At 71.3% G+C, this 17,359-nt stretch carries 14 protein-coding genes; 6 read left to right on the top strand and 8 right to left on the bottom strand.

Annotated features, from left to right (window positions below; genetic code table 11):
* The 6 genes from murJ to JZ5iCDA_RS01700 form a co-directional block, all read left to right on the top strand.
* Nucleotides 1-1,781: murein biosynthesis integral membrane protein MurJ (murJ, locus tag JZ5iCDA_RS01725; protein ID WP_436967382.1), on the top strand; the 1,781-nt coding region annotated here is incomplete at its 5' end.
* A gap of 76 nt (nt 1,782-1,857) precedes the next feature.
* Nucleotides 1,858-3,726: a protein kinase family protein gene (locus JZ5iCDA_RS18685; protein WP_171905264.1), complete on the top strand. Its 1,869-nt coding sequence runs from the start codon at nt 1,858-1,860 to the stop codon at nt 3,724-3,726.
* Nucleotides 3,727-3,919: 193 nt separating this feature from the next.
* Nucleotides 3,920-4,948 (top strand): thioredoxin-disulfide reductase, encoded by a 1,029-nt coding sequence (trxB, locus tag JZ5iCDA_RS01715; protein WP_069385537.1) that lies wholly within the window; start codon nt 3,920-3,922, stop codon nt 4,946-4,948.
* Between the two features lie 59 nt (nt 4,949-5,007).
* Nucleotides 5,008-5,340, top strand: a complete 333-nt coding sequence (gene trxA / locus JZ5iCDA_RS01710; protein ID WP_069385536.1) for a thioredoxin — start codon at nt 5,008-5,010, stop codon at nt 5,338-5,340.
* A gap of 229 nt (nt 5,341-5,569) precedes the next feature.
* Complete coding sequence (locus JZ5iCDA_RS01705) at nt 5,570-6,805, top strand: PLP-dependent aminotransferase family protein (RefSeq protein ID WP_139122910.1); 1,236 nt, start codon at nt 5,570-5,572, stop codon at nt 6,803-6,805.
* Between the two features lie 171 nt (nt 6,806-6,976).
* Nucleotides 6,977-7,963 carry a D-alanine--D-alanine ligase family protein gene (locus JZ5iCDA_RS01700; RefSeq protein ID WP_069385545.1) on the top strand — a complete coding sequence of 329 codons (987 nt, stop codon included), beginning with the start codon at nt 6,977-6,979 and terminating at the stop codon, nt 7,961-7,963.
* A 3,200-nt stretch (nt 7,964-11,163) separates the two neighbouring features.
* Here JZ5iCDA_RS01700 and JZ5iCDA_RS01690 read toward each other — a convergent pair.
* The 8 genes from JZ5iCDA_RS01690 to rpmH form a co-directional block, all read right to left on the bottom strand.
* Nucleotides 11,164-12,510, bottom strand: a complete 1,347-nt coding sequence (locus JZ5iCDA_RS01690) for a ParB/RepB/Spo0J family partition protein (protein WP_069385533.1) — start codon at nt 12,508-12,510, stop codon at nt 11,164-11,166.
* Nucleotides 12,507-13,709: a ParA family protein gene (locus JZ5iCDA_RS01685; protein ID WP_366246651.1), complete on the bottom strand. Its 1,203-nt coding sequence runs from the start codon at nt 13,707-13,709 to the stop codon at nt 12,507-12,509. The genes JZ5iCDA_RS01690 and JZ5iCDA_RS01685 overlap by 4 nt, the downstream gene beginning before the upstream one ends.
* A gap of 82 nt (nt 13,710-13,791) precedes the next feature.
* A complete protein-coding gene (gene rsmG / locus JZ5iCDA_RS01680) occupies nt 13,792-14,457 on the bottom strand; it encodes a 16S rRNA (guanine(527)-N(7))-methyltransferase RsmG (RefSeq protein WP_069385532.1) in 666 nt (221 codons plus the stop codon).
* Between the two features lie 187 nt (nt 14,458-14,644).
* Nucleotides 14,645-15,166 (bottom strand): protein jag, encoded by a 522-nt coding sequence (locus JZ5iCDA_RS01675; RefSeq protein WP_069385531.1) that lies wholly within the window; start codon nt 15,164-15,166, stop codon nt 14,645-14,647.
* Nucleotides 15,167-15,208: 42 nt separating this feature from the next.
* A complete protein-coding gene (gene yidC / locus JZ5iCDA_RS01670) occupies nt 15,209-16,279 on the bottom strand; it encodes a membrane protein insertase YidC (protein ID WP_069385530.1) in 1,071 nt (356 codons plus the stop codon).
* A gap of 54 nt (nt 16,280-16,333) precedes the next feature.
* On the bottom strand, nt 16,334-16,711 hold the full coding sequence (gene yidD / locus JZ5iCDA_RS19970; RefSeq protein ID WP_083259539.1) for a membrane protein insertion efficiency factor YidD: 378 nt from the start codon (nt 16,709-16,711) through the stop codon (nt 16,334-16,336).
* A complete protein-coding gene (gene rnpA, locus JZ5iCDA_RS01660; protein WP_069385529.1) occupies nt 16,708-17,076 on the bottom strand; it encodes a ribonuclease P protein component in 369 nt (122 codons plus the stop codon). Before rnpA ends, yidD begins: the two co-directional genes overlap by 4 nt.
* 6 nt (nt 17,077-17,082) lie before the next feature.
* Nucleotides 17,083-17,220 carry a 50S ribosomal protein L34 gene (gene rpmH, locus JZ5iCDA_RS17820; RefSeq protein ID WP_034225701.1) on the bottom strand — a complete coding sequence of 46 codons (138 nt, stop codon included), beginning with the start codon at nt 17,218-17,220 and terminating at the stop codon, nt 17,083-17,085.
* Nucleotides 17,221-17,359 lie beyond the last annotated feature (139 nt).

The following is a 17,359-nucleotide window of genomic DNA, read 5'->3' as shown; positions in this document are numbered from 1 at the left end:
ACGAGGCCGCGGAGGCGGGCGCCGCCGAGGCCCCCGCCGGCGGGCGGACCGGCGGGCTCGGCCGGTCGTCGGCGCTCATGGCGTCGGGCACGCTCGTCTCGCGCGCGCTGGGGCTCGTGCGCAACGTGCTGCTCGTCGCCGCTATCGGGACGACGGGGCTCGTCGCCGACGCGTTCGACGTCGCGAACAAGATCCCCAACGTCCTCTTCGCGATCCTCGCGGGCGGCGTGCTCAACGCCGTGCTCGTGCCGCAGATCGTGCGGGCCTACCGTGCGCACGACACCCAGCAGCGCCTCGACAAGCTGCTCACTCTCTCGGGCACGGTGCTGCTCGCGATCTCGGCTCTGCTCACCGCGGGCTCGAGCATCCTCGTCGGGCTCTACACGGGCGACGGGTGGACCTCCCCGCAGATGGCCCTCGCCGTGTCGTTCGCCCTGTGGTGCACGCCCCAGCTGTTCTTCTACGGCCTGTACACGCTGCTCGGCCAGGTGCTCAACGCGCGCGGGCAGTTCGGGCCGTTCATGTGGGCGCCCGTGCTCAACAACGTCGTGTCGATCGTCGGGTTCGGGGCGTTCATCGCCGTCTACGGTCCGGCGGCCACCGGGTCCGTCGACGACCTGACGCAGTGGGACGGCACCAAGATAGCGATCCTCGCCGGCACGGCGACGCTCGGCGTCGCGGCGCAGGCGCTCGTCCTCGTCGTGCCGCTCTGGCGCGCCGGGTTCCGGTGGCACGTGCGGTTCGGCCTGCGCGGGATCGGGCTGCGCTCGGCGGGCCAGGTCGCCCTGTGGACGTTCGCCGCCGTCGTCCTCGAGCAGGTCGGCGTGCTGTTCACGACGCGGTTCGCGAGCGAGGCGCCGCGCGCCGCCCTCGCGCAGCGCTTCGGCGACTACGCGGGTGACGCAGGCGCGCAGGGCGTCGTCACGAGCCTCACCGTCGCGTCCCCCGAGGCGTTCGCGGACCAGCTCACCGTCGCGGGCAACGCCGCGTACACGCAGGCGCTCATGATCTACCTGCTCCCCCACTCGCTCGTGACCGTCTCCATCGCGACCGCCCTGTTCACCGGGATGAGCGCGGCCGCGCACGCGGGCGACGTCGCGCGCGTGCGCCAGGACCTGTCGCGGGGCGTGCGCACCGTCGGCGTGTTCACCGTCTTCGCCACCGCGGTGTTCGCGGTGCTGGCCCTGCCGATCACCAAGCTGCTCGTGCCGTCGGTGGGGGCCGCGTCGGGCGCCGCGGTCGCCCAGGTGCTCGTGGCGATGGCGTTCGGCCTCGTGCCGCTCGGCGGCATGGTCCTCATGAAGTGGGTCTACTACGCGTTCGAGGACGGCCGGACGGTGTTCTGGATCCAGGTCCCCGGCACGATCGTGCTCGTCGGCGTGTCGTGGCTCGCGACGCGCACGCTCGACCCGCAGTGGTGGGTCGTCGGCGTCGGTGCGGCGATGAGCCTGTCGAACGTCGTGGCCGTCGCGCTGCGGACCGTCGGGCTGCGGCGCACGCTGCGGGGGCTCGACGGCTACCGGATCGTGCGCATGCACGTGAAGACCGTGCTCGCCGCGCTCGTCAGCGCGGGCGCCGGCTGGGGCGTGCTCCAGCTCTACGTGCGCGTCACCGGGGACATCTACGGGCTGTCGTGGTGGGAGGCGCTTCTCGTCGTGGCGCTCGTGGGCCTCGTCATGACGGGCGTGTACGTCGCCGGGCTGCGAGCCTTGCGGGTGCGCGAGCTGGACGAGCTCGTCGGCCCGTTCGCCGGACGGCTCCGGCGGGTCCTTCGCCGGTAGATACCGGGCAATCCGGGCCCGCGTACGATGTGGTGATGCCGACCACGAGTCCCCCGAAGGAGGTCCGGTGAACGGCGTGGCTCCCGGAACACTGCTCGTCGCCCGCTACCGGTTGGACGACCGGCTCGCGTCCGACCTCGCCGACGTCTCGGCGTGGGCGGCGCACGACCAGATCCTCGACCGCCCGGTCCGCGTGTCGCTCGTCACCGGCCCGCACGTCGCCGAGGCGCTCGACTCCGCGCGCCGCGCCGCACTCGTCGCGGACCCGCGCCTCACGCGAGTGCTCGACGTGGGCTCCGAGGGCGACGTCGCGTACGTCGTGACCGAACCGTTCGTCGGCACCACGCTCACGGACCTCGTCGCGGGCGGCGTCCTCGACGCGCGCCAGGCCCGGGCCATCGTCGGCGAGGCGGCCTCCGCGCTCGAGGCCGCGCGCGGCCGGGGCGTGCACCACCTCGCCGTCCGGCCCGACGCGGTGCGCGTGCACGACGGCCGCGTCGTCGTCACCGGTCTCGGCCTCGACGCCGGCGTCGCGGGCCAGGACCAGCACGACGCCGAGCGCACGTCGCGCCTGGACGCCGTCGGGCTCGTGGCCCTCTTCTACTACGCGACGACGGCGCGCTGGCCCGGGCCGTCGCTCGACGTCCCGTGGATCTCCGACGCTGCGATCCACCCGCTGCCGGCCCTGCGGTCGGGCGACGCCGTGCTGGCGCCGTCCGCGGTGCGCGGCGACGTCCCGCCGGAGCTCGACGACCTGTGCGTGCGGACGTTCTCCCGCGACGTCGCCGCCGTGGGCGCCTGGTCGGCCCCCGTCCCGGGCGACGGTCCGCAGACGCCCGCCGACGTCGTGAGCGCGCTCGAGCCGTGGGGCGAGGTGTCCGCGGTCTCGCCGCAGGGCGCCGCGCAGGCGGGCGCGGGCGCGGGCGTCAGCCGGCAGTCCGTCCGCAGCGCGTTCGACAACCGCGGGGCGGCCGCTCCCCCCGGGACGCCGCCCCCGGCACCGCCCGTCCGGCGCCCCACCACGGGCCGGATCCACCGGGTGGGCGAGGTGCCCGGGTCGGCCGGCGCCGTCGCACCCACGGCCGCCTACGCCGCCGGCGCCTACGCCGTGTCCAGTGCCGCCCAGGACGGTGCCACCGCGGTCGGCGCGCAGCCCGTCCCGCCCCCGCCGCCCGGCTACGGCCCCGGCACCGCGCCGGCCCCCGCCTACGCCCCCGCTCCCGGCGCCGACGGCCCGGCCGAGGTCCAGCAGGGCGGTACCGGCGACGACGGCCCGCCGCGCCGAGGGAGCCGACGGTTCAACGCGACGCCCGTCGTCCTCGTCCTCGTGCTTCTCCTCGTCGGCATCGGCGTGATCTGGGCGATCAACACGGCGTTCTCCGGCTTCGACCCTGCCGTGACGACGGACGGACGCCCCTCGGCCGAGGCGAGCGAGCCCGCCGACGAGGGCACCTCGGACGGCACCGAGGAACAGCCCCCGCCGGAGCCCGAGCCGGAGGTCCGGCCGGTCATCGCGTCCGGGACCGCGCTCGACCCCGAGGGCGACGCCGCCGACCCGGAGAACGAGGGCGAGCACCCGGAGGCCGTGGCGCTCGCGTACGACGGCCAGCCCGAGACCGCGTGGTACACGCGCCGGTACAACAGCCCCCAGTTCGCCGGGCTCAAGAGCGGCATCGGGTACGCGATCACGCTCGAGCAGCCGGCCCCGGTCCAGACGATCATCGTCGAGACGTCCGTCAACGGCGGCAACGTCGAGATCCGCGCGACGTCGCCCGACGCCCCCACCGAGGGCGAGGTCCTCGCGTCCGGCCCGCTGTCGCCGGGCGTGGAGTTCACGTTCCCGGAGCCGGTCGAGACGGGCTCGATCGTCCTGTGGTTCACCGAGCTGCCGCAGAACGCGCAGGGCGAGAACCGGATCGAGATCAACGAGCTGCTCGTCTCCTGACGTCCGTTCGCCGTACCCGTCCGGCCGGCGCCGTGCGGGTACCGCCAGGGCCGGACCGCGTCGTCGTCCCGGTCCTGGCGAGGCGCGCGCACGCCGCCGCGTCGCGGGCCGTACCGTGGAACAGAAGCCGGCCCCCGCGTGTTCACCACATCGCGTGGCCGACCGCCACGCACCGAGATCGAGGAGCTTTCACGTGACCGAGCAGCCGACCGTCGAGAACCTGATCATCGTGGGGTCGGGACCCGCGGGGTACACCGCGGCCGTCTACGCCGCGCGCGCCGGGCTGAACCCCGTCGTGCTCGCCGGGTCGGTGACCGCCGGCGGCGCCCTGATGAACACGACGGAGGTCGAAAACTTCCCCGGGTTCCCCGACGGCATCATGGGGCCGGACCTCATGGAGTCCATGCGCAAGCAGGCCGAGCGGTTCGGCGCGCGCGTGCTGTGGGACGACGCGGAGAAGCTCGAGCTCGACGGCCCCGTCAAGACGGTCGTGACCGCGAACGGCGAGACGTTCCGCGGCCGTGCCGTGATCCTCGCGACCGGCTCTGCGTACCGCGAGCTCGGCATCGACGACGAGAAGCGCCTGTCGGGCCGCGGCGTGTCGTGGTGCGCGACGTGCGACGGCTTCTTCTTCCGCGACCAGCACATCGCCGTCGTCGGCGGCGGCGACTCCGCGATGGAGGAGGCGACCTTCCTCACGCGCTTCGCCGAGAAGGTGACGATCATCCACCGTCGCGACGAGCTGCGTGCGTCGAAGATCATGGCCGACCGCGCCCTCAACGACCCGAAGATCGACTTCGCCTGGAACTCCGAGGTCGTCGGGATCCAGGGCGAGAACAAGGTCGAGGGCGTCACGCTGCGCGACACCGTGACCGGCGAGGAGCGTCCGTTCCCCGTGACCGGCCTGTTCGTCGCCATCGGCCACGAGCCGCGCAGCGAGCTCCTCGCCGGCCAGGTCGACCTCGACCCCGAGGGCTACGTGCAGGTCGTCGGGCGCTCCACCGCGACGAACCTCCCCGGCGTCTTCGCGTGCGGCGACCTCGTGGACCACACCTACCGGCAGGCCATCACCGCCGCCGGATCCGGCTGCTCTGCCGCGCTCGACGCCCAGCGCTACCTCACCGAGCTGGCCGACGCCGCCGGGCACGCCGACCTCGCCGGCACCCCCGAGGCGCCGAACCCCGAGGAGCTGCCCGAGGCCCTCGCCGAGCTCGGCTCCTGACCCTTCCCCCTCTCTCGCTCCCGTCCGTCCCGGACGCCCGACCGACCACAGGAGGTCACGTGGCCACCGTCCCCGTCACCGACGCCACCTTCCGCTCCGAGGTCCTGGAGTCCGACTTGCCCGTGCTCGTCGACTTCTGGGCCACGTGGTGCGGTCCGTGCCGCCAGGTCGCGCCCATCCTCGAGGAGCTCTCCGAGGAGTACGCGGGCAAGATCAAGATCGCGAAGCTCGACACCGACGCGAACCCCGAGACGACCGGCGCCTACGGCATCGTGTCGATCCCGACGCTCAACGTCTACGTCGGCGGCGAGCTGCAGCGCTCCATCATCGGCGCCCGCCCCAAGCGCGCGCTGACCGAGGAGATCGACGCGGTCCTCACGACCAGCGTCTGACCGTCGCGCGTCGGCCGGAGAACCCGGCCGACCCCGGTCCACGACCGCACGACGCCGGAGGGCGGGCCACCTGCGGGTGGTCCGCCCTCCGGCGTCTTCACGGGATCCCCCGACCCGCCGTGCCACACTGGGGATCGTGAGCGCGCCGACGAACCCTCCGCAGCCGCCCGCCACGGGCGGGACCCGACTCGACCCCTGGTTCGGGGCGTACGCGGAGCGAGCGCACGGCATGCGGGCGTCGGAGATCCGGGCGCTGTTCGCCGTCGCGAACCGGCCGGAGGTCGTGTCGCTCGCCGGCGGCATGCCGTACCTCGACGGGCTCCCCCTCGACACGATCGCCGAGACGGTCCAGCACCTCGTCGCGACGCGCGGTGCGACGGTCCTGCAGTACGGATCCGGCCAGGGCGACGAGGCGCTGCGCGCGCGCATCCTCGACGTCGTCCGTCTCGAGGGCATCGAGTGCCACCCGGACGACGTCGTCGTGACGACCGGGTCGCAGCAGGCGCTCGACCTCGTCACCCGGATCTTCATCGACCCGGGCGACGTCATCGTCGCCGAGGCGCCGAGCTACGTCGGGGCGCTCGGCGTCTTCCGGTCGTACCAGGCCGACGTCGTGCACGTGCCGCTCGACGAGCACGGCCTCGTCCCGGAGATCCTCGACGAGACCCTGACGTCGCTCGCGGCCGCCGGACGCCGCGTCAAGCTGCTCTACACGGTGCCGAACTTCCACAACCCCGCCGGCGTGACGCTCTCCGCGGAGCGACGGCCACGCGTGCTCGAGATCGCGAAGCGCCACGGCGTGCTCGTCATCGAGGACAACCCGTACGGCCTGCTCGGGTTCGACGGCGAGACGCTCCCTGCGCTGCGGTCGCTCGACGAGGACGGCGTCCTCTACCTCGGGTCGTTCTCCAAGACCTTCGCGCCGGGATACCGCGTCGGCTGGGTCGTCGCGCCGCACGCCGTGCGCGAGAAGCTCGTGCTCGCGAGCGAGTCGGCGATCCTCTGCCCGTCGAACGCCTCGCAGATGGCCATCGGCGCGTACCTCGACACGTGCGACTGGAAGGGCCAGATCAAGCAGTTCCGCGAGCTGTACCGCGAGCGTCGGGACGCGATGGTCGGGGCGCTCGCCGAGCACCTGCCCACCGCGAGCTGGACCGTCCCCGAGGGCGGCTTCTACACGTGGGTCCGCCTCCCCGAGGGTGTGGACGCCCGGTCGATGCTCCCGCGCGCCGTCACCGCCCGCGTCGCGTACGTGCCCGGCACGGCGTTCTACGCCGACGGCAACGGCGCCGACCACATGCGGCTGTCGTTCTGCTACCCGACCCCCGAGCGGATCCGTGAGGGCGTCCGCCGGCTCGCCGGCGTCGTCAACGCGGAGCGCGAGCTCGCCGAGATGTTCGGCACCGGCGCCGGTCTCGACCCCGACCCCACGGACGTCGAGAACCCCTCCCCCGACCTCGCCTGAGCCTCACCGACCGCCTCGCCGATCGTTGCCCGGAGCACGGGCGACGACGCGCCTTCGTGACAAGGAGTCTTCGTGGACACGCCCCCCGGACCCCGCACCTCGACCGCCGGGACGGCCGCGGTCACGACGCCTGAGCACCCGGTGCCCGGCACGAGCGCCGGGTCGGCGACGGTGGACGGTCGCGACGCGAGCGACGCGGCGCGTGGTGCTGCTCGCCGACCGGAGCAGCACGTCGCGATCCTCGCCGGCGGGCTCTCCCACGAGCGCGACGTGTCGCTCCGGTCCGGCCGCCGCGTCGCCGAGAGCCTGCGCGCAGCCGGCCTCGAGGTGTCCGTCCACGACCTCGACGCCGACCTGCTCGGCTTCCTCGACCAGCACCGCCCCGACGTCGTGTGGCCGCTGCTGCACGGCGCGAGCGGCGAGGACGGGTCCGTCCGCGACGTGCTCGAGCTCGTGGGCGTCCCCTACGTCGGCACCGGTCCTCGCGAGTGCCGGACCGCGTGGAGCAAGCCCGTCGCGAAGAGCATCGTCCTCGGCGCCGGGCTCTCCACCCCGGAGTACGTCACGCTCCCCCAGAGCCTGTTCCGCGAGCTCGGCGCCCAGCCGGTACTCGACGCCGTCGTCGCGCGCCTGGGCCTGCCGCTCGTCGTCAAGCCCACCCAGGGCGGCTCAGCCCTCGGCGTCACGCTCGTCGAGAGGGCGGACCAGCTCCCCCGGGCCATGGTGGACTGCTTCGCCTACGGCAACGTCGCGCTCATCGAGAGGGCCGTGCGCGGCACCGAGCTGGCCGTGAGCGTCGTCGACCTCGACGGCGGACCGCGAGCCCTGCCCCCGGTCGAGATCGTCACCGACGGTCCCTACGACTACGACGCCCGGTACAACCCCGGCCGCACCGAGTACTTCGCGCCGGCACGTCTCGACGCCGACGTCACCGCCCGCGTGCAGGACGTCGCCGTCCGCGCGCACAAGGCACTCGGCCTCCGGGACCTCTCCCGCACCGACGTCGTCCTCGACGCCGACGGTGTCGTCCAGTTCCTCGAGGTGAACGTCGCTCCGGGGATGACGGAGACGTCGCTCTTCCCGCAGGCCGCACGCGCGGCCGGGCTCGACCTGACCGAGCTCTACGTCTCGCTCGTCCGGCTTCACGCAGCGGCCTGACCTTCGTCGACGACGGGGAGGCTCCTCGTCGGACGTCGTGGTCGACCGGACGAGGTCGGAGTCTGGCCCTAGGCCCGTGGCTGCGCCGGCGGCCGCGGCAGAGCCTGAGCTCGAGCCCGAGCCGACCGCGAGATGTCGCGGTAGAGGCGGCTTCGGCGGCGCACCGGACTCGTCGTGGTCTCTGGTCGTAGTCCGGAGGGATGTTCATAGCCGGAGTCCGGGGTGGGCCTCGCGGCCGGCGTAGAGGCACGGCGTCGGTCGTCGCCGCTCGGTAGAGCGCTGGCGTGCGCCTGCGGTGCCCTGTGGGGCGTCGAGGCCGTTGCGCCGCGCCCGTGCGAAGGTGTCGCGCTTCGTGTCGGCGTCCGTACCCCGGGCTGGTCATCGTGGATTCGCACCATCCCGACTGTCGCGGTGCGGCGGCGGTTTCACGTGAAACGCCACGGGCGGGTAGGCGACCGAGCGCTCGACCCGACCCCGGCCACGCGTCGACGTGCTGGTGCAGCAGGCCATGACGGCGACGTCGACTGCGACGTCGGGGTCGCCCCGAGCCGCTCGCGCTGGCTTGTGACGGGGCGGCCCTTGTGTCGTTCGGCCCGGCGCGTCGCGAACTCCGCATGCTGGACGGGTACGCGCGCCTCCGGGGACGGACGACGCGCTGCCGACGAGTTACACAATCTCCGATTGCCGATTCAGGTGTCGGCGCCGGTCCGCACCGCGCGGGGAACGGCGGTGACGTGCATGAGAGGCGTCGCGCACATCGCTTCATCGCTTCGTCGGACTCCGGCTTGGGGTGGACGCCTCACCCGTACCGCCACGTCCACCGCAACGTCCGGGACCAGCTCACGAGCCTGCGGCTCAGGTACCGATCCTGTCGAGGATGCCGTGCCACATGCCGTGGACGGCACGCAGCGACGCCGCTGGCGCACGGAGGTACTCGAGATGGGCCGAGGACTCATGGTGCGCCGTCCGCGCGCACGGGGTCCGGTCCGCCTCCGCCTCGAAGGTCGTCATGATGTCGATCCGAGCGCGTGTGATCGGCCGCGGCGACATGGACGCACGTCGACGAGGCGCTGACGCGCGTGCCCACGGTCCGGAGTGTGACACCAGGCCAGGGAGGACGATCTCGGCGTTGCCTCGGGACCACCACATGGCCTGCGACCGGTGGCAGCGTCACGATCCGCCTTTCTCTCAGGGCGGCGACTGACCCACATCGGCTCCTGTCCCCCGCTCCGTCAGCAGGCTCCCGGCAAGCCAGAGCCAGCGGCCCCCCGCGGGCGAAGACGGCGCCGAGGCACGGCAGGCGCCACGAAGCTCCTGATGGCGCGACCGCGGTTTCACGTGAAACGAGGGGACCCGCGCTCGCCGCTATCGGCGCCCGGGCGCGGGTTGTGGATAGCGCCGCAGCATTGCGATCGACGTCGGGAGATTCGGTTGGCGACGCTCCGGGCCTGCGCGTGGGATGTCGGATCCCGGCGCGCGCCTGGCCTCGACTGCACCGATGTCCGCGCGCTCGCGCGTCCAGGTATGCCACCGTCGCCGTACGTCCTCCTCGGGCGGGCGCGTGCGCATTCGCCTGTGCGTGGCCTCGTGGTGGCACGCTCCCGCAGCTCCCCACGCACAGGCACGGATACGGACACGGTTGCGGGCACGGGCACGGGCACGGGCACGAAACACCGTCGCCCCCGCCCCTCGCGCGGACCAGGCGCGAGCACCGTGCGCCATCCACCGTCCGGCGAGAAGCCCGCCCGTGCATCTGACCGGCGCTTGCGTGGTCGCCGAACCGGGAAGGGCTCAAGGGCGTCGCCATTGTCTTCGGCGGTCGCGGGCGAGCATCCTGAAGTGCATTCGGATGGCGCGTCGACGCTCCGTCGGGCCCGACCGCGGACGCGTACGGTCGAAAGCTGAATGTGCCGTGGGAAAGATCGACGTGAGGCTCGGTGTGCACTCCGCCTCAGACCGGCGCGTTCTAGCACGCCAAACCGCCGCCGGCAGCCCCGTGCCCCGACAGCGGTGGGAACTTCTCGAGAGGACGCACACACAGCCAGACCGGCGGCTAGCTGCGCAACCACCTATCCGCGGAACGTACGAGCGTTACGGACCGCACCCGTCGGCGTTCCAACTCGCCACGCAGGCCAGCACCAGCCCACCAACCCCGCACAAGACACCGAGCTCAACACACGACACCGCGCTCCCGAAGGGCGTTGTTCCACGTGAAACGCCGGCTCCACCGCGTATCGACCGTGTACCCACGCCCTGGCAGAATGGCGTCGCCGTCTGCCACGATGGAATCCCGGGCCGCCGCCCCAGCCTTCGGCCGGTCGGCGCTGAGCACATGGCGGGCGCCACGAGCACCGTCATCAGCGCGCTGCCGAGCGGCTCGCCTGTAGGCCCAGCGTCGTCCGCCACGACGTCACCGAGACTTCGGCATCGCAACGCGCCGCTGTCCGAAGCGCTCGTTCTGCACCGGCGATGTGAATCACTCGCGCCTGCGCGACGGCGGCCCGCAGGCGAAGTCCATCCCGACTAGTCCACGCGCGGGATCGCACACCGACCCCTGTCCGAGAAGAGTCGCCGTTTCACGTGAAACACCTCACCAGGGCGCGCGACATGGAACGACCCTGCCGTGATGGTGCCACGGTGGTTTCACGTGGAACATCGACGCCGCCATTTCGGTATGCGTGACGGTCATCACGGCGGGCGGATAGCTGCCCCCGCGTGGAGACCTTTGCTGCGACGCCCGTTGCGGCACCATCTGAAGGCCGAACAGTCCCGTCTGAGAGGTGCGCTTTCCTGGTGCCGTGCGGGATGATCACGAGCCGATCCTCAGTACGAGGGGTTCATCACGCGCCGCGCACCACGACCACAGTGCGCGGCGCACAACCCCGGCGCGCGCCCGTGAGTGACGCGCCAGGCCACCCGCGCTCTCGAGAGCTCGACCTCCTAGATTGCCGAGTCCCACGGCCACAGCGCCCCTGACGTCGGACCGTCCGTGCGCCACGCATACCGCAGCCTTGCACCGACAGCAGTCGTCGTCCTGACCGTGGTCAACGAGATCGGTCGGAAGCGGAAGTCGGCGACGCCCCATCGCTCACACCAACGCCCGGCGTCAAACCACTCCCCTCCCCCACCGCGGCTCCACAACGGACGAAGCCCGGGAGGGCTTTACACCTTCCCGGGCTTCTTGAGGTCGCGGGCCTGGATCAGGCGCGGAGCAGACCTGGGTCGTCCGGTGCCATGAGATCGAGGATGCGGTTGAGGTCCTCCACCGAGGCGAACTCGACCGTCAGACGTCCCTTGTTCTTCCCAAGGTCGACCTTGACCCGCGTCTCGAAGCGGTCGGAGAGACGGGTCGCCAGCCCGTCGAGGGCCTCCGATCGCTGCCCGGCGCGCGGTGTGCGCTTCTGACGCCTCTCCTCGTCGAGGCCGCCCATCGCGACGATCTCCTCCGTCGCACGGACGGACAGTCCTTCCGCCACGATGCGCTGTGCAAGGCGCTCGATCTCGGCACCGTCCGTCAGACCCAGCAGAGCACGCGCGTGGCCGGCCGACAGCACACCCGCCGCGACACGGCGCTGCACGAGCGGCGGGAGCCGGAGCAGTCGCAGGGTGTTCGAGATCTGCGGCCGGCTGCGCGAGATCCGCTCCGCAAGCTCCTCGTGCGTGCACCCGAAGTCGTCAAGAAGCTGCCGGTACGCGGCCGCCTCCTCCAGCGGGTTCAGCGCACTCCGGTGCAGGTTCTCCAGCAGGGCGTCGCGAAGGAGATCCGAGTCCTCCGTCTCCCGGATGATGGCGGGGACCGTCGCCAGCCCAGCGGCCTGCGAGGCACGCCAGCGGCGTTCACCCATGATGAGCTCGAAGGCGGCGTCCTCATCGGGCACCGGTCGCACCACGACAGGCTGCAGAACGCCGATCTCCCGGATCGAGCCCACGAGCTCCTCGAGCTCACCTTCGTCGAACACCGTCCGCGGCTGACGGGGATTAGGACGAATCGCCGTGACAGGCACCTCCGCGAACCGGGCACCAGGAACTGGAACGAGATCGTCGGCGACGCCGCCAGCCCATTCCACAACAGGGCTCCCGGCGTCCGCGGTGTCTCTGGACTGCTCCTCGGCCGAGATATCGACCGACTCGGTCGCACCCGACGACGTCGTTTCACGTGAAACGCCCGCGTCACCGTCGATATCGGTGCGAGAACCGCCATCGAGGTGATCGGCCGCGCCGTCCGCGACGGCGTCCGTGATGGCGACGTCCTGAGGGTCGGCGATCGCCTCGAGTGTCGCGAGATCGTCCACGGACAGCGTGGCGATCGAGTCAAGGTCCGCGGGCCCGGCACCCGCCTCAAGGGTGACCACCGCGGCCTTCACCGCCGAAGGCTCGACCCGGGCAGATGCGCCCTGGTCGTCCCCAGCGGGTGCGGAGGAGGCCTGCTCGCCCTGGTCGGCCTTCGCGACGCTCGGGAAGAACACGTCGACGGGACGTGTGCCCTCCGAGCTGGTGGGGATCAAGGCACCCAAGCCGCGGCCCAGTCCGCGCCGCTTCTCGCTCATCGCTGCTCCTCAAGGTGGACGGCCGTTCCTCCGATGGACCCGGCCAACTCGTGATCCCTATGCGCCTCGGCGCGGTTCTGGACGGCGTGCTCATCGCTGAGGACATCACCTGACCGCGACCTCGCCTCGTCCGACGCCACGCCCGGCGCCGTCGATACGGCGAGGAGTGGCGGTCCGGGCGGACCTCCCTGCGCGCCCCGCTGAGTGAGCTCACGTGCCGCTTCCAGGTACGCCAACGCTCCGGTCGAGCCACCGTCATAGGTCATGACGGTCTGGCCGTGGCTGGGCGCCTCTGAGATTCGCACCGAGCGCGGCACCGTCGTCCTCAACGTCTGGTCCGGGAAATGCTCACGGACCTCCGACGCCACCTGCTGTGCGAGGTTCGTCCGCCCGTCGTACATCGTCAACAGGATCGTCGACACGTGAAGGCTGGGGTTTAAGTGAGCGCGGATCAGCTCGATCGTCTTGAGCAACTGGCTCAGTCCCTCGAGCGCGTAGTACTCGCACTGAATGGGGATGAGCACCTCACGCCCGACGACGAAGGCGTTGATCGTCAGCAACCCGAGACTCGGCGGGCAGTCGACGAGCACGTAGTCGATTCGAGGCTCGCCGTTCCTGACCCGCTCCTCGAGATAGTCATCCAGGGCCCGCCGAAGCCGTGTTTCACGTGAAACCATCGACACGAGCTCGATCTCCGCGCCGGAAAGGTCAATCGTCGCCGGCACGCACCACAGCGTCGGGATCTCGGGGCACTGCTGGACAGCGCTGCTCAGAGGATCTCCCTCGACAAGCACCTCGTACACCGACGGCGTGCCCGCACGGTGCTCCACTCCGAGCGCCGTAGACGCGTTGCCCTGCGGGTCGTTGTCGATGACGAGGACGTTAAGCCCGGAGAGGGCCAGCCCTGCCGCGAGATTCACGGTGGTGGTCGTCTTGCCAACGCCGCCCTTTTGGTTCGCCACCGTGATGATGCGAGTCGACGGCGGGCGCTCGAACTTGCGGCCTTGCAGGTCGATGCGGCGGCGCGCGTCGACCGCCAGCTGCGCGGCAAGCGGCGTCGACTCGTCCGTCTCAGGAAGGCTTGCCATCAGCGCTGCGCGACGGTCGTCCTCACTGTCGGGCATCGTCCCGTCTGGCCGCGCCGCCGTCCCGTCCCAGCGCGTCGTGTCCCCGCTGCCCCCATGGGTGCTGTCCGTCACGCGTCTCTTCCTCTCGACTCTCCGACCCGCTTGAGCCACGACACACCCTGGTGGTCGGGTGCGCATCGCGGGGCGACCGCGATCAGCGTGCTCCAGTCTGCCGTACGATCCGCACGACCGTGGTGCTCTCCACACCGGGAACCGTCGACGCGTCGAGAATCTCGGGCTCCGCACCCTTGAGCTTGCGCACCACCTTGCGCGCAGGATCGACCTCCTTCGCGACGTTCCTCCCCTTCAGGACGACCATCGCGCCGCCCGGCCGCACCAACGGGAGCGAGATGCGCGCCAGCTTGTCGAGCGCGGCGACTGCCCGCGAAGTCACCGCATCGCACTCGAACGCACCGTGATACTCCTCCGCACGGCCGCGCTTCACCTCGACGTTTGGAAGGGCGAGATTTGTCGCGATCTCCGTGAGCCACGCACACCGCCGCTCCATCGGTTCGATGAGATACAGGCTCGCGTCCGGACGCATCGCTGCGACGACGATTCCCGGCAGCCCAGCACCCGATCCGACGTCAGCGATGAGGCCTGACGTCGGCAGAAACGGGACGACAGCGGCGGAGTTGAGGATATGCCGGTCCCAGATGCGATCGACCTCCCGCGGACCGATGAGCCCCCGGAGCTCGCCTTCGACGCGAAGTCGTTCCGCGAAGGCCTCGACTTTCGGATACGCGTCGCCGAAGTACGCCGCCACCGCATCCGTGTCGAGCGACTGAGGCGCATCCGGGTTCCCGGTGTCGGGGCTCATTGTTCGTCCTTCTCTCTCCGTCGAAACGGGCCTATCGTGTCACGCCGCAGCGTCCGCCCTGTTCCGTCGTTCATCTTTCGCACCGGCTCTCCACGGAAGGAGACGTCCGCGCGACACGACGACGCCCCGTGCCTCACGCGACGTTTCACGTGAAACACGGGGCGCTGGTGGGTGCTGCCGGAGCGCCTCAGGCGTCGGGGTAGATCACCACGTGGCGGTTCGGCTCCACGCCCTCCGAGTCGCTGCGCAGGCCTGCGGCCGCGACGACGTCGTGCACCACCTTGCGCTCGAACGCGTTGAGCGGCTCGAGCGCGATCTTCGACTGCTCCGCACGCGCGCGGGCGATGGACTCCTCGGCCAGCGCGGTCAGTTCCCGCTTGCGACGGGCACGGAAGCCCGCGACGTCGAGCATCAGGCGGCTGCGCTCGCCGGTGCGCGCCTGGACGGCGAGCCGGGTGAGCTCCTGGAGCGCCTCGAGCACCTCGCCGTCCTCGCCGACGAGCGCGTCCAGCGCGCCGTCGTCCTCGGCGACGATCTCGACCGCGGCACGGTCGTGCTCCACGTCGATGTCGATGTCGCCGTCGAGGTCGGCGATGTCGAGCAGCTCCTCGAGGTAGTCAGCGGCGATCTCGCCTTCCTCCTCGAGGCGGCCGGTGGCAGCGTCGACGGACTCCGTCTCGTCAGGCAGGGGGATCTCGGTGGACGGCATGCAGGTGCTCCTCTGGACGGCAGGGGCGCGCGAGCGCGGTGACTACGGCTTCTTCTTCGGCTTCTTCGACGTGCCGGTCGACGGTGAGTCGCTCGGTGCTTCCTCCACCGGTGCGTCCTCGACGGGCTTGCCCTGCCGGTTGGCGGCGGACGTGCCACCGTTCCCCTGCTGAGGTCGCGCACCCTTCTGCCGGTCCTTGCGCTTGGGCTGCTGACGCTGTCCGCGGGGCTGCTCGATCACGGGCGTGGTCGTCTCCTCGACGATGCCCTTGGCGGCCTTCTTCCGGGCCTGGCGCTCCTTGAGGAGGCGTTCCGCCTCCGAGCCGGGGGCCGGCATCCGTCGGATCGTGTAGAACTGCTGGCCCATCGACCAGAGGTTCGTCGTCGTCCAGTAGACGAGGACACCCACCGGGAAGTTCACGCCCGACACCGCGAAGATGAAGGGGAACAGGTACAGCATCATCTTCTGCGTCTGGGCCATCGGGCCCTCGAGCGCGGCCTTCGGCATGTTCTTCATCGTCAGCTGGCGCTGCGTGAAGAACGTCGTGGCGCACATCGCGATGATGAGGACCGCGATGACGATCCGCGTCTGGAGGTCGTCGGTCCGCAGGAAGATGTCCGAGAGCTGGGCCCCGAAGACGGTGGAGCTCTCAATGTCCGAGGCCACCGACGCGTCGATCGGCCCGATCGCGTCGTCCCGACCTTCGGAGATCGGCACGAGGCCGTTGAGCACTCGGAACAGCGCGAAGAAGATCGGGGACTGCAAGAGGATCGGCAGGCACGAGGCGAACGGGTTCGTGCCGTGCTTGCGGTAGAGCTCCATCGTCTCGCGGCTCATGGCCTCGCGGGACGCCGGGTCGGTCTTCCCCTTGTACTTCTTCTGGATCGCCTGCATCTCGGGCTGCAGCATCTGCATCCCGCGCGACGCCTTGATCTGCTTGAAGAAGAGCGGGATGAGCAGGATCCGGATGATGATCACCAGGCCGACGATCGACAGGACCCACGCCGGGCCCGGTCCGTCGGAGAAGCCCAGGTACGTCAGGCCCTGGTGACACAGGTACATGATCCACGCGACGGCCCACTCGATGGGGGCGAGGAACGCGAAGAAGTCCATCGGTGACTGCTCCCTAACCTTCTGACAAAGCTCGTGAATCGCCCTCGGCGGGGCTCAGGACTGGTGCGTGTGCGCGTCTCGTGCCGGCGGGACGTCGTCGACCCCGCCGAGGCTCCAGGGGTTGCACCGGAGCAGTCTCCAGAGGGCGAGCCCGGTGCCCCGCAGGGCACCATGCCGCTGCACAGCGGTCAGGGCGTAGTGGGAGCAGGACGGGTAGTACTTGCAGGTCGGTCCCGTCATCGGCGAGATCACGGCCTGGTAGGCCCGCAGCATGCCGATCAGCGTCAACGCCGGCACCCGGCGGATGACGTCGAGCACACGGCGCGCGTGGCCCGCGGCGCCGGTGTGACGCTCGTCCGTCTCGCTGGTCGGGTCCGACGGCGGCGACGGCTGGTCGCGGACCGCCGTGTCGACGGCCTGGGGCGCCGTCATGGGCGGACGTTCTCGCGCTCGCGCAGACGCGCCACCGCACGCTCGAGACCGCGGACGAGGTCGCGGCTCAGCTCGGCGTACGTCGCGTCGGCGGACCCCGGCAGGGCACGGACGACCGCCCGGCTGTGCGCAGGAAGACGCTCGAGCTGCGGCGCGGTCGCGGCACGCAGGCGGCGCTTCACGAGGTTGCGGTGCACGGCGTTCCCCACGGCCTTGGATACGACAAAGCCGACCTGTGGTGCTCCGTCTCCCTGAGAATCCTCAGCGAGATGGACCACCACGGTCGACCTGCCGGCGCGCACGCCGCGACGCACCGCCCGCTCGAAATCCACGGAACGGCGCAGTCGGTGCGCCGCGGGGAGCACGTGCGATCAGGCAGAGAGCTCGGTGCGGCCCTTGCGGCGGCGAGCAGCCAGGATGGCGCGGCCGGCACGGGTCCGCATGCGCAGCCGGAAGCCGTGGGTCTTCGCACGGCGCCGGTTGTTCGGCTGGAAGGTCCGCTTGCTCACGAGGTACTCCAAGAACGTCGGGGAGGTACACCGTCAGTGTCCTCGACGATGCAGTGACAGGCTCCGGTGGACCCTGCCGATGGTTCGGTACTGCTGCACGGGCGGTCTCCCGCCCCTGGCCGTCCAGCTCGATCGCCAC

Origin of the sequence: Cellulosimicrobium cellulans (assembly GCF_001722485.1) — a bacterium.
Taxonomy (GTDB): domain Bacteria; phylum Actinomycetota; class Actinomycetes; order Actinomycetales; family Cellulomonadaceae; genus Cellulosimicrobium; species Cellulosimicrobium cellulans_A.
Note: the sequence above shows the minus strand (reverse complement) of the source record. Positions and strands in the feature narration are given on the sequence as shown.

Coding starts and splice junctions, on each gene's coding strand:
- yidD (WP_083259539.1), bottom strand. CDS start 16,711: ATGACGGCGCCCCAGGCCGTCGACACGGCGGTCCGCGACCAGCCGTCG.
- yidC (WP_069385530.1), bottom strand. CDS start 16,279: ATGGACTTCTTCGCGTTCCTCGCCCCCATCGAGTGGGCCGTCGCGTGG.
- rsmG (WP_069385532.1), bottom strand. CDS start 14,457: ATGAGCCCCGACACCGGGAACCCGGATGCGCCTCAGTCGCTCGACACG.
- JZ5iCDA_RS01675 (WP_069385531.1), bottom strand. CDS start 15,166: ATGCCGTCCACCGAGATCCCCCTGCCTGACGAGACGGAGTCCGTCGAC.
- JZ5iCDA_RS01705 (WP_139122910.1), top strand. CDS start 5,570: ATGCGGGCGTCGGAGATCCGGGCGCTGTTCGCCGTCGCGAACCGGCCG.
- JZ5iCDA_RS01690 (WP_069385533.1), bottom strand. CDS start 12,510: ATGAGCGAGAAGCGGCGCGGACTGGGCCGCGGCTTGGGTGCCTTGATC.